Source organism: Nocardia sp. NPDC060259 (genome assembly GCF_042728775.1).
Classification (GTDB): Bacteria; Actinomycetota; Actinomycetes; order Mycobacteriales; family Mycobacteriaceae; genus Nocardia.
Genome location: NZ_JBHXAY010000159.1, coordinates 1 through 11,021 on the forward strand (window position 1 = coordinate 1; position 11,021 = coordinate 11,021).

General features: G+C 64.6%; 15 protein-coding genes. 6 read left to right on the forward strand and 9 right to left on the reverse strand.

Annotated features, from left to right (window positions below):
• Window positions 1-382, forward strand: a 382-nt coding sequence (locus tag ACFWF2_RS32220; protein ID WP_379311264.1) for a hypothetical protein, incomplete at its 5' end; no start/stop codon positions are given.
• Window positions 383-446: 64 nt separating this feature from the next.
• On the opposite strand, the gene ACFWF2_RS32225 is transcribed toward ACFWF2_RS32220, so the two are convergent.
• The 3 genes from ACFWF2_RS32225 to ACFWF2_RS32235 form a co-directional block, all read right to left on the reverse strand.
• On the reverse strand, window positions 447-1,136 hold the full coding sequence (locus tag ACFWF2_RS32225; protein ID WP_019049472.1) for a response regulator transcription factor: 690 nt from the start codon (window positions 1,134-1,136) through the stop codon (window positions 447-449).
• A complete protein-coding gene (locus ACFWF2_RS32230) occupies window positions 1,133-2,371 on the reverse strand; it encodes a sensor histidine kinase (RefSeq protein WP_379311265.1) in 1,239 nt (412 codons plus the stop codon). The genes ACFWF2_RS32225 and ACFWF2_RS32230 overlap by 4 nt, the downstream gene beginning before the upstream one ends.
• A gap of 129 nt (window positions 2,372-2,500) precedes the next feature.
• On the reverse strand, window positions 2,501-2,887 hold the full coding sequence (locus ACFWF2_RS32235; protein WP_379311266.1) for a winged helix-turn-helix transcriptional regulator: 387 nt from the start codon (window positions 2,885-2,887) through the stop codon (window positions 2,501-2,503).
• Window positions 2,888-2,997: 110 nt separating this feature from the next.
• On the opposite strand from ACFWF2_RS32235, the gene ACFWF2_RS32240 reads away from it, so the two are divergent.
• Window positions 2,998-3,759, forward strand: a complete 762-nt coding sequence (locus ACFWF2_RS32240; RefSeq protein WP_379311267.1) for an NADPH-dependent F420 reductase — start codon at window positions 2,998-3,000, stop codon at window positions 3,757-3,759.
• A gap of 50 nt (window positions 3,760-3,809) precedes the next feature.
• On the opposite strand, the gene ACFWF2_RS32245 is transcribed toward ACFWF2_RS32240, so the two are convergent.
• The 5 genes from ACFWF2_RS32245 to ACFWF2_RS32265 all read right to left on the reverse strand — a co-directional run bounded on the left by ACFWF2_RS32245 (window position 3,810) and on the right by ACFWF2_RS32265 (window position 7,949).
• Window positions 3,810-4,736, reverse strand: coding sequence for a hypothetical protein (locus ACFWF2_RS32245; protein ID WP_379311268.1), 927 nt, complete (start codon window positions 4,734-4,736; stop codon window positions 3,810-3,812).
• Between the two features lie 147 nt (window positions 4,737-4,883).
• Window positions 4,884-5,588: a hypothetical protein gene (locus tag ACFWF2_RS32250; RefSeq protein ID WP_379311269.1), complete on the reverse strand. Its 705-nt coding sequence runs from the start codon at window positions 5,586-5,588 to the stop codon at window positions 4,884-4,886.
• Entirely contained in the window at window positions 5,585-6,709 is a 1,125-nt protein-coding gene (locus ACFWF2_RS32255; RefSeq protein WP_379311270.1) for a hypothetical protein, read from the reverse strand. The genes ACFWF2_RS32250 and ACFWF2_RS32255 overlap by 4 nt, the downstream gene beginning before the upstream one ends.
• Window positions 6,710-6,948: 239 nt before the next feature.
• Window positions 6,949-7,584 carry a DUF3558 domain-containing protein gene (locus tag ACFWF2_RS32260; protein WP_379311271.1) on the reverse strand — a complete coding sequence of 212 codons (636 nt, stop codon included), beginning with the start codon at window positions 7,582-7,584 and terminating at the stop codon, window positions 6,949-6,951.
• A gap of 2 nt (window positions 7,585-7,586) precedes the next feature.
• Window positions 7,587-7,949 (reverse strand): hypothetical protein, encoded by a 363-nt coding sequence (locus tag ACFWF2_RS32265; RefSeq protein WP_379311272.1) that lies wholly within the window; start codon window positions 7,947-7,949, stop codon window positions 7,587-7,589.
• Window positions 7,950-8,163: 214 nt separating this feature from the next.
• Between ACFWF2_RS32265 and ACFWF2_RS32270 the strand changes: the two genes are divergently transcribed.
• Genes ACFWF2_RS32270 through ACFWF2_RS32285 form a run of 4 tightly spaced genes read left to right on the forward strand, consistent with a single transcriptional unit; the run spans window position 8,164 to window position 10,645 of the window.
• On the forward strand, window positions 8,164-8,463 hold the full coding sequence (locus ACFWF2_RS32270) for a WXG100 family type VII secretion target (RefSeq protein WP_379311273.1): 300 nt from the start codon (window positions 8,164-8,166) through the stop codon (window positions 8,461-8,463).
• A 6-nt stretch (window positions 8,464-8,469) separates the two neighbouring features.
• Entirely contained in the window at window positions 8,470-8,769 is a 300-nt protein-coding gene (locus tag ACFWF2_RS32275; protein ID WP_379311274.1) for a WXG100 family type VII secretion target, read from the forward strand.
• Between the two features lie 4 nt (window positions 8,770-8,773).
• Window positions 8,774-10,099 (forward strand): hypothetical protein, encoded by a 1,326-nt coding sequence (locus ACFWF2_RS32280; protein ID WP_379311275.1) that lies wholly within the window; start codon window positions 8,774-8,776, stop codon window positions 10,097-10,099.
• A 51-nt stretch (window positions 10,100-10,150) separates the two neighbouring features.
• On the forward strand, window positions 10,151-10,645 hold the full coding sequence (locus ACFWF2_RS32285; RefSeq protein WP_379311276.1) for a hypothetical protein: 495 nt from the start codon (window positions 10,151-10,153) through the stop codon (window positions 10,643-10,645).
• Here ACFWF2_RS32285 and ACFWF2_RS32290 read toward each other — a convergent pair.
• On the reverse strand, window positions 10,642-11,021 hold a 380-nt coding region (locus ACFWF2_RS32290), incomplete at its 5' end, for a hypothetical protein (RefSeq protein WP_379311277.1). The genes ACFWF2_RS32285 and ACFWF2_RS32290 overlap by 4 nt on opposite strands.

The following is an 11,021-nucleotide window of genomic DNA, read 5'->3' on the forward strand; positions in this document are numbered from 1 at the left end:
GTTCACCTTCCCGCCATGCGTCCTTCATCGACATGGGGTTGGATCGCTGTTCATGTCGAAGAAAGCGCTTTCCCTGGCGACCCTCGTGATCGGCGCCACCCTCTCCATGACCGGCCTGGCCGCTGCCGCGCCGAACGGTGATCCGGCCGCGTACGCCGACTTCACCTCGAGCTTCGTGAACTTCAACGACCCGGCCGCGGTCGACGCCGCCAAAAACGGCAAGTTCATCATCATCAGCGCGACGGGCACCACGACCACCATCGCCTGCCGCGGCAACGCCGTCGACGTCCCGATCTACGACTGCATGCAGGAAGACGCCTTCGGCTGGCTCCCGCTCAAGAAGATCGACACCCCCATCGGCGTCGCCTGGAGCGCGCTCTGAGCTCGAGGCACCTACACGAAAGAACCCGGCACCACTTCCGCAGTGATGCCGGGTTCTGTCAGTTCTACGCCTCTAACTTGTAGCCCAGGCCGCGCACGGTGACCAGGTGCTCCGGCTTGGCCGGGTCGGCCTCGATCTTGGAGCGCAGGCGCTTGACGTGCACGTCCAGAGTCTTGGTGTCACCGACGTAGTCGGCGCCCCAGACGCGGTCGATCAGCTGGCCGCGGGTGAGCACCCGGCCGGAGTTGCGCAGCAGGTACTCGAGCAGGTCGAACTCCTTGAGCGGCAGGGTGACCTGTCCGCCGTTGACGTGCACCGTGTGCCGGTCCACATCCATCCGCACCGGACCGGCCTCGAGCACGCCGTTCTCGCTGCCGGAGTCCAGCTCGTCGCCCGCGCCACGACGCAGCACGGCGCGGATGCGGGCGATCAGCTCACGCGCCGAGTACGGCTTGGTGACGTAGTCGTCGGCGCCCAGTTCCAGGCCGACGACCTTGTCGATCTCGCTGTCGCGCGCCGTCACCATGATCACCGGCACACCGCTGCGGGTGCGCAGCTGCTTGCAGACATCGGTGCCGCTCATGCCGGGCAGCATGAGGTCGAGCAACACGATGTCGGCGCCGGAGCGATCGAATTCGGCCAGCGCGGATGGACCGTCGCCGACGACGGTGACGTCGAAGCCCTCCTTGCGCAGCAGGAACGCCAGCGGATCGGCCAGCGACTCCTCGTCTTCGACGATCAACACACTCGTCATCTGCGTGCCTCCACACCGTTCGTTCGTCCAGCAGGGGTGCGCTGGACGATGGTTTCTCTCGTGGCGAGCTCCGGCGTCGGCTCCGCGTCCTCGTCCCCATCGGTTTCCAGATGGGCGGGGATGCGCAGCGTGAACGTCGAGCCGGTGCCCAGTTTGCTCCACAGGGTGATCTCACCGTTGTGGTTGGCCGCCACGTGTTTGACGATGGCCAGGCCGAGCCCGGTGCCGCCGGTCGACCTCGAGCGGGCCTTGTCGGAGCGGAAGAACCGCTCGAACACCCGCTCCTGGTCTTCCTTGGCGATGCCGATGCCGCGGTCGGTGACGGCCATCGCGACGTGATCGCCGCGCAACGACCGGCTCACCGACACGTGCGAACCCTGCGGCGAGTACGCGATGGCGTTCTCGACCAGGTTCGACAGCGCGGTGACCAGCAGTGTCTCGTCGCCGAGCACTTCCAGCCCGCTCGGCCGGTCGGTGCTGACGGTGATGCCCGCGGCCTCGGCGGCGGTGCGCGACCGGTCGACGGCCTGCTGCACCACGGTGTCGACGTCGACGACGGCCAGGTCGGGCAGCTTCTCGGCGCCCTGCAGCCGCGACAGCGCGATCAGCTCGGTCACCATCTTGCCGAGGCGCCGCGATTCACCCAGCACGCGCGAGCCGAAGTGGCGCACCGCGTCGGGATCGTCGGCGGATTCCAGCATGGCCTCGGCCAGCAGGCTCATCGCGCCGACGGGCGTCTTGAGCTCGTGGCTGACATTGGCGACGAAATCGCGCCTCGTCGCTTCCATGCGCGCCTGCTCGGAGTCGTCGTCGGCGAACAGCACGACGAAGCTGGTCTCCTCGCGTGACAGCTTGCGGGCGACGCCGCGCACGGCGATCCGGCCACGGCCGGGCAGCGGGTTCTTGGCGGTGAGGTCGTATTCGGCGGACTCCCCGGTGTCGAGCACCTTCTCCACCGCGGCCCACGCGCGTTCGTCGAGCAGCCGGTTGCGGACCAGGCCGAGTTCCTCGGCGCGCGGGTTCACCAGCACCACGTCGCGGTATTCGTCGACGACGGCGATGCCGCTCTCGGAGGCGAGCACGATCAGGTCGAGCACCTGCGACATCGTCAGCCCGGTGTCTTCCTGGGTGCGGGCGGCCTGCCTGGCGTTGACATACGGGATCAGCAGGCCCCCGACTGCCAGCCCGACGACAGCCGCGAGGACTGCCAACAGCACGGCCTGCGGAACACTCACGCTTTGATCGTACGAGTGCCGACCGACGTTGCGGTGGCGGGTCGTCGAAGTTTCGCGCAGGTCACAGGCCCTTGGCGTGGTGTTCTCGTGCCGTTCACCCGGCGGGCACCTGGAGCGTCGCCGGGCGTGTCAGTCCGGCGGTTCGCCGTACATCGCCCGGGTCACCGCGGCACCGTGGCGGTCGACCCATGTGCCGAGCGCATAAATCGGCTGGAGCAGATCGCGGCCCGCCTCGGTGAGTTCGTATTCGACGCGCGGCGGCGCCTCGGCGTAACGCTGCCTGCGTACGAGCGTCATCTGCTCCATCCGCCGCAACGTCTGGGTGAGCATCTTCTGGCTGATCCCCCCGACAGCGGTACGCAGCTCACTGTGACGAAGCGGACCATCGCGCAGCATGTACACGATCACGGGCAGCCAGGAATTCCCGAACAGGTCGACACCCATCCTGGCTGGACAGTCGGCCTCGAAATCCCCGTAGGGCGGGTACTCCGTCGGTTCGGCCGGTACGGCGGTCATGCGAACCAGACTGCCACCGCCGATAGGCACCCGCGGGTGCCTATCGGGATTCCTAGCGTCGGTGTGGTCGTAGCCGCTGGGCGCGACACCACTGGAACACAGGAGTTGTCATGCGAATTGGGATCATCGGCGCGGGGGCGATGGCTGCCGCGCTGGGCGGCGGATGGGCCGCGGCCGGGCACGAGGTGGTCATCGGTGCCCGCTCGGCGGAAGCCGCGCGCGAACTCGCGGCCCGGATCAATTCGACGCTGGGCGATACGTCACCTCGGCGCGGCGCGCGCGTCTCGGAAACCACCGAGATCCCGCGTACCGCGGAATCCGAGCGAGCGTCACTGATCGCGGTACGCGCCACCGGTATCGGCGCGGCGATCGCTGGCGCCGACATTGTGCTGATGGCAGTGCCGGTGAGCGCGCTCGCCGCATTGCTCGACGAATACGGCAGCGCGCTGGCCGGGAAGGTCGTCATCGATTGCACGAATGCGTTCCTGCCCGACGAGGCCGCACCCGATGGCGTCACCGCCTTCGTCCTGAGCGAGGACGCGGTGGCTGAACGAATCGCCGCGGGCGCACCGAAAGCCCACGTGGTCAAAGCCTTCAACCTGCTCGCGGCCGAGGTGTGGGCAGGTGCGGACCGGATCTTCGACGGTGCGCGCCTTGCCGTCCCGCTCTGCGGCGACGACGCCGAGGCGATCCGCACGGTGGCCACTCTCGCCGAAGATCTTGCACTGCAACCATTCCCGGCGGGTGGTCTGCACCGGGCGAAGTATCTGGAAGCCACCTCGGTGTTCACCGTAGGTCTCTGGTTCAGCGGCGCCGACGCGCGCGCCATGCTGCCGCCGCTGTCGGCCGCGTTCGCGGTGGCCGACGCCTGATCCACCGAATGCCTGGCCCTCCGCTCTTGCGGCGGGCCAGGGCATGAGCCTCAGTCGAAGAGCTCGCCCGCTCGCGTAGCGGTCAAGGCCTGCACCAACCAGGTGTTGAGCTGAGCGAGATCGGTGGTCTCGACCAGTCGCGCCCGATGGGCAGCCGAGAGCTCGATACCCCTTCCGGTGAGCACCGTCAACACCGACCGCGCCGCCTGCTCAGCCCGCCCTTGCTCGAGCCCCTGCTCGAGGCCCTGCTCGAGGCCCTGCTCGAGGCCCTGCTCACGCCCCTGCTCACGCAGCCGCTGAGCCGATTCCGAACGGAAGAACGACAGATCAGTGGCCATTTGGTCCCTCCAAAGCTGGGCGGCGTCGGTATGTGAAATTCCCTGTTCGACGAGTTCGGCATAGAACGCGGTCTCATCGTCGTATCCCCGTCTGCGGAACGCCACGATGATCGCCTCCAGTATCGCACCGATCTCCGGCTCCCGGGCATGCGTGATCGCTGAAAGCGCAGCCAACGGCAGGTCGTCGAGGACCTCGGCCGGATCGGTGATCGCGGGCACGTTGTGCGGGCCCAGCACCAAGGGCTGCAGTGTGAAGCTGGTCCAGCGCCGATACGTGACCGACATCGGCTTACTCGCCCAGGTGGCGGTCTGCTTGTCATGGCATACGACCACCAACACGACCGGTAGCTCGTACTTGTTGTGCAGGAAAGTCACGTAGTACGACCACGCCGCGATCCTCGTGACATCGCTGCTCGATTGCGCCTCCACGACGAGCAGGAACGTATCTTCTGCGGTCGTGATCCGCAGGACTGTATCGGCTCGCCGTTCAACCGGAGCCGTCTCGGTGAGATCAACCGAAATTTGTTCCACAGCAATGGGATCAGGAAACGGGAGATCGAGAACATGGAAGGCGCGAGCGAACGCGACTGGATTATGGGTGAAGATCCCGTGCATCGCCTCATGCGACGAGCTGACCATGCAGGAAGGCTATCAGTCTTCGAAACTACGTTCGAATCAGACAAACCTCCTTCTCGCTGGACTCGGAAGGCGGCGCGATGGCGGGGCGGCGGTCAAGTGCGGCAAGGCTTCACGGTCGACATTGGAGTGTTCAGGGCCGCACCGAATTCAATCCTCGTGTGCACCAGCCGTCGCGATGGCTTCGATCGCGTCGATCAGGCGTTGCTTGCTCGCGGGTTCGATGTGCAGATCCTGGTATCGCCGGTAGGAGAGATAGCGGCCGTCGTCGGCCACGTCGAGCCAGGTCAGATGCCGTGCGGGCGTTGGGTGTTCGGCGTGCAACCCCGCCCTGGCCTCGACGTGTCCGGAGGCGGTGCGGCGGGTCTCGGTGAGGCGGTGCATGCGGGCGGCGACGGAATCGGCTGGGCGCTGCCAGGATTCGAAGTGCGCGGCCAGCCGGTCGATGTCCTCGACAAGATGGCCCGCCTGCCCAGCCTGCAGCTCGCCGAGGAAGGAGGCGAAGGCGCGGGCCACCATCCCGGAACTGCCGGAGAACACTTCGACACTGTTGTCGTCGTACTGCCGGATCACGACACCGCGCTCCCCGGACCGGGCGCCGTAGGCGCGCAGCCGGGGTCCGGCGTCGTCGAATACCGCCAGCGCGGTGTCGGGCCTGGCCGCGTGCCGCAGCACCGCGGTCAGGTCCGGGTCGGCGCCGGTGGGCCAGCGCTGCGCTGCGTCCTGGGCGAGTGCCACGTACCGGTCTTCGGTGTCGGCGGCCGAATACACGGTGAGCGGGAAGGGGTACCGGTCATCACCGGTTTCCGCCTGCCAGACGTAGGCGAATTCGTCGGCGGTGAAGGTCCAGCTCACGATGCCCCCGCGCCGCCCTGGTCCTCCGCGAGGCGGGTCGCGGGTGCGTCGGACCCGATGGCTCCGGGCACCGTGGGCTGTTCCGGCCCGAGCAGTTCGGGCTGAACCCCGCGGAGGTAGTCGGGCGCCTGATGTTCGTCATCGTCGTCGCCTTTACCGCCGCGCGCGCCCGGCGCGCCCATCATGCCCGGCGAGCCCATGCCACGGGCAGATGCCGCACCTGCCGCACCGGAAAGACCAGCGGCGGCGAGGTTTTGACCGGCGCCGACGGGCGAACGCCCCGGGACGGAACCGCCCGGACCGAGAGTGCCACCGCTGCCCGAGCCGACACCACCACCCGGCGACCCGCTCCCTGGCGATCCACCGGACGGGTTGGTGCCGGTGCCCGGCGTTGCCGCGGCGGGTGCCGTCGCGGCGGGATTGGTGCTCGTTGGGTCGGCGCTGTTCTGCGCCTGGGTGTCGTCGTCGCCGTTGCTGTTCCCGGTATCCGTACCCGCCGATGAGGTGTCGTCGTCGCCGTCGGTCGATTCCGGCTGCGCCGCGTCGTCGGTGGTACCTGGGTCGCCGGAAGTCCCCGCGTCGGCATTGTTTCCGGTACCACCGCCGATGGTGCCACCGTTATTCGAGCCACCGCCACCCGTGCCGGTACCGGTGTCGCCGCCGGTACCCGGCTGGGTGGGCGCCACGAAGGTCGGCACATTCTCACCGGCGGGTCCATAGGTCGGCTTGTAGGTCATGTTCATCGCCGCGATCGCCTGGAGACGGCGGTCTTCCTTCTCCCGCTCGACAGTCGCCGCATCGCCGGGTACCACCAGTTCCGCCAGGGTCGCCGGCACCGAAGTACCGACGTTGACTGCCTCGGCCGAGTTGACCGGCGCGGGCACAGCCACTTTCACTGCCTCGGCACCATAAGCCGCAGCCTTCACCCGATGCCCGACCGCGGACAGCACCGTGTACACATCCGTCGCCTCGGTGACGAACCGCCGCCCGGCGGCTTCTCCCGCCGACGCGAACTCTCCCTGCAGACTCGATGTTGCCCGCGCCGTCTGCAGCATCAGCCCGGTCACCGCACCGGAGATCGACGTGAACATCGCGACCCATTGGTCACCGAAATGCTGCATGACGCCTGGCTGCATCTGCTGTACCGCGTTGTATATGTCCTGATGCGAAAGACCTTCGAAGACTTCGAAATCAGCGATGTACTTCGGATCGGTCCCCCCGTGACTGAGCGCCTCCTGCTGCCGCTCAGCCCCCGTCTGCTGCTGTCGCCCGTTGGCCGTCGGCTCGAGCGGCGGTAGTCCTAATGTCGTCGAAAGAATGTCCGTCAGCGGTACTTGCGTTCCTCCCCCGTCCGCCATGGTCAGTTCTCCTTACCTATGGATTTCTCTACTACCGAGGCGATTTCCATGATGTTGGCGCAGGGGTCGAGATTCTGCTCACGGCCAAGACTCAGAACGAGGGTTCGCACAAAGACGACACCGACGTTCGTCCGAAGGTGCACCTTGCAGGCATTTTCGCCCCCGGGGTCGCCACGCACGAGCCCCGCTTGGCGACCGTTGACAGTCGTCGCTTCCAACCAAGGGCCATTCTTCTGAAGGTTCTCGTCCCACGTGATGTTTCCCGAGTCCAAGCCCAGCGACACGGTGTGGTCCGGATTGCGGAAATCACAGGTCAAGAAGGTGTACTCGGCAACCAGGTCGGACCCCCGCTTCCGCGATCCTGGTCGGAAACCGACAGACTCGATATCTGCGTCGCTGATCCAGGTGCACGGGTCGAAGACCACCTTGGGTCGCGCGGTCGATTGCGTGTTCTTGTTCTCCTGCGACGGCGGCTGGAGCTTCGGATCGGTCAGCGTCGGGCGCGCAGACTGAGTCGCGGTCGAGCCAGCCGAACCGCCTGAAGCGGAGGACTCGGGGCCAGCCGTGCCGCTCGTCGAACTGCACGCTGACGCGGCCAAAGCAACAAGAATGCAGCCGATGATCGTTCCCGGTTTCATGTTCATCCCTGCCCAGCGATCGCGCTCAATGCTGCCGCACTGAGCTGGTCTGCCTCAGCCAGGATCCCCGCAGCCTGCAGATATCCATTCGCCATACCTCTCGCCGCGGTCGCCATCTGCTCCAACACTTGCTTTGCCCCGTCCGCCTTCTTTGCGAAGCCCTGCTGCAGCTGTCGAGCAGAGTCCAGCGACCCAAACCCATGAATGTTGATCAGTCGCTCCGCCTCAACGACCCACTCATCACACATCGCCGCGAACCGCAGATACGCCTGAGCCACTTCCCGAGCAGCATCCGGCTCCATCGTCAACTGCCCCGACGACGCCGCATTCCACAGCTGCGCCGCAGCATCCCCACCGATAGCCACTGAGCTCCCTCCCCGTCGAAGCGTCAGCACGCAGTTTAGCGCCGATGGGCGCTACCCGAAACAGCGGCCGAAAACCAGCCCACAGGCACGGTCTGGGGGCGCCGTGCCACTCATCCGGCCGGACGAATACTCTTGCTTCGCAGCCCGATTGGCCGATCCCCGACCACCGGCTACCATCGGGCCTCATGAGCATCCCTGGGGGGACGGCCAGTCGTTGACTGTTGTCCCGGACAAAGTTCGTGATGTCGGTAACTACGTCTACGGCCTGGCCGACACCTTGCGGCAGGCACTCGACACCGCAACACGAGAAGTAGACGCCTGTGTCGGCGCCAGCTGGACCGGCGATTACGCGAACACCTTCGCGACCGGATGGACCGAAACCCGAACCGGCGGACTGGAAATCATCGCCGCACTAACCGAGATGGCCGAAAAGCTCGGCGTCACCGCCGACACCTACAGCCAAACCGATGAGTCGACGGCCGCCGCTCTCGGCGCGTACAGTCTCAATCTGTAGGCCCCGATGGGATCGGAATTCAACGTCGACCTCGACGACCTCGAACAGATCATCGCCAAGCTCGGTGGATTCGCCGGCTTCATCGCCGACCACCTCGACGAGATAGACGACCAGGTCGCGGGCTTGGGCGGCACCGGCTGGGAAAGCATCGCAGCCGACGCCTATCAGACGGCACACCAGAAATGGTCGGCCGGTGCCCGCGACTTCGTCGAAGGTATCCGCGACATGAGCACCGCCGCCAAGACCGCGCACACCCGCTACACGAATGCGATAGACCTGAACTTTCGCATGCTGCAAGGCGGATGACACCATGTATGTCGACTGGGTCACCTACTACGATGCTGCGAAAAAGTGCCATGACCTGGCCAACGACCTCCGTGCCGCGGACAAACCCGTCCACGACGCGGTCAAGGGCAAAGGCGCCGGAATGGCCGGCGACGCACCAGGATGCGTCGAATGGGCGCAAGCCTACGACGGCGTCGTGCATTCCACCTTGCAGGCCTGCACCAACCTGTCGGACGCACTGACCAACTTCGGCAACGTCCTGTATGCCTCCGGCTACAACTACGGCATCAACAACAACAGCGACCCGGCACCGCCGCGCCCGACCATCACCGCGATGACCGAGTACAAGGTCGATATGCCGTCCGCGACAACCGCGACAGCCAGCATGGGCGTCCGTAACGACGGTGACGGCGAGTTCTTCGACAAACTACTCGACGAGATCACCAAGGAATTCAAGAAACTCCCGAACGCTGATATCGATGCATTGGCCGATGTCTCGGCCGCGTGGTCGACCTTCTCGGCCAGCGAAGCGTTGTCCGGAGCGAAGGCTCGGATCGACACCATTTCGCAGATGTTCGAAAAGATGGATCGCGTCGAGAACCGCACGCTGATCCAGCAGCATCTCAACACGATCAGCTCCTCCGCCGACACCATCGTGATGGCGGGTCAAAATATCGCGGCCCCGATCTCGGAGTTCAATTCCGGCATCCACGAAACCAACACCGCGATCAACCGCGAATTCACCATGCTCGCCGCGCAGATAGCGGTCACGATCGGTGTCGCCGCCGTCGGCTTCCTCTTCACGATGGGCGGCTCCGGCGCCTTGGCGGCCGTCCGTATCGGCGTGGTCATCACCAACGCGATGAACGGCATCCGAAACGCCCTGAACAGTCAGAGGCTCCTGAGAATCCTGGGCTTCAGCGCAGCGTTCGGTGGCGCGGTCGCGGCGATCACCGCCTTCGAGAAGGTGCCCGACACAAGCAAGGTCGCCCTCGCGCTCGCCGAAATCATCGCGATGAAGGTACTCCTCGATGAGGCAGTAGAGGGTGCGGAAGAAGCCGCAGAGGTACTCGACGTAGTAACCGACGAAGCAGGAGAGTTGATCGGGACCGAGGACGCCGCAAATGTCCAGATCGTTTCAGCCGCGGCTCTCGAACAAGCACGCCAGGAGCTTACTGATAAGCTTGGCCCACCAGAGGTCAAGCCGACCCCGAAAGGCGATATTGAGGTGTGGAATATCCCGGGAAATCCGCCATCGACCGTCACTTATCGGCCATTCAGTCGATCGGGTGGACCTACAATAGATTTCAATAATGTACCCGGCGTTTCAGTCAAACGGTGGCACATCTAATATGTCAACCCCTCGCCGAAAGGACTCGTTGGCGACGTGATATATTCCGGAATGAAGTTCATCAACTTTCGCGACTACGATTTTGAGCCAGGTGGACGCCATTGCTTTCAATGGGTTGATGTGAGAACTTTCATTATCCCAGATTCGGCCGTCAATGACGACGCGGTAATCGATGGAGTCCTTCGTGCGGTCGAATATCGCGATGACTACGTGGGCGGAGGAATTGATGTCGATGGCATCAGACACGGCCCGTACTGGATATCCAGTTTGTCACCGTCGTCATTCGATCTGATCGACCACAACGGCGCTGTGGATATATTAGACCGATGGCTACAAAACTGTGGCCCCGTACCCACCACATTGAGCGAAGAACTCAAGTCGTCAGTTAACGACGCCCTGGCCGGGGCAGATTCGGTCTATCTGCTGAAAGATCTGGGCGATTCTGCGATAAACGACTACGGGAATCTGCACGTGGAGTTTCACGAGCTCCTGGCTATCGACCGGAACACAAAGCTGGTATCGCTTATCGTCCTAACAGATGACTAGTGGTCCGATTTCTTGCGGTAGGCGGCAAGGAAGGTCGGCGGATCTTGGCGCTCCTCCTCCATCCGCCATGGCCAGTTCTCCTCACCGATGGATTTCTCTACTACTGAGTCGATTTCCATGATGTTGGCACAGGGGTCGAGATTTTGGTTCTTGCCCTGATTCGAAATGATGCGGAGTGCAAGAAAGCCGAAATGGCAGTGCGTGGCGGCTATGTCAGCAGCATCCGCCTGCACCCTGGCGGCGGGATGTTCGTCGAACTCCGGAGAATCCGGAGGGAAGGCTACGACTACAACGGTATCGATTTCGGCAGACTTCGACCCTTGTAAAGATCTCACAGCCAGATTCATCGAGAAATACCGTTTGCAAACCCCAGGAA

What these genes read in the sequence shown, in the direction of transcription:
- ACFWF2_RS32225 (WP_019049472.1), bottom strand. Translation starts at nt 1,136, where the DNA reads ATGACGAGTGTGTTGATCGTCGAAGACGAGGAGTCGCTGGCCGATCCG.
- ACFWF2_RS32235 (WP_379311266.1), bottom strand. Translation starts at nt 2,887, where the DNA reads ATGACCGCCGTACCGGCCGAACCGACGGAGTACCCGCCCTACGGGGAT.
- ACFWF2_RS32240 (WP_379311267.1), top strand. Translation starts at nt 2,998, where the DNA reads ATGCGAATTGGGATCATCGGCGCGGGGGCGATGGCTGCCGCGCTGGGC.
- ACFWF2_RS32245 (WP_379311268.1), bottom strand. Translation starts at nt 4,736, where the DNA reads ATGGTCAGCTCGTCGCATGAGGCGATGCACGGGATCTTCACCCATAAT.
- ACFWF2_RS32255 (WP_379311270.1), bottom strand. Translation starts at nt 6,709, where the DNA reads ATGCAGCATTTCGGTGACCAATGGGTCGCGATGTTCACGTCGATCTCC.
- ACFWF2_RS32260 (WP_379311271.1), bottom strand. Translation starts at nt 7,584, where the DNA reads ATGAAACCGGGAACGATCATCGGCTGCATTCTTGTTGCTTTGGCCGCG.
- ACFWF2_RS32275 (WP_379311274.1), top strand. Translation starts at nt 8,470, where the DNA reads ATGGGATCGGAATTCAACGTCGACCTCGACGACCTCGAACAGATCATC.
- ACFWF2_RS32280 (WP_379311275.1), top strand. Translation starts at nt 8,774, where the DNA reads ATGTATGTCGACTGGGTCACCTACTACGATGCTGCGAAAAAGTGCCAT.
- ACFWF2_RS32285 (WP_379311276.1), top strand. Translation starts at nt 10,151, where the DNA reads ATGAAGTTCATCAACTTTCGCGACTACGATTTTGAGCCAGGTGGACGC.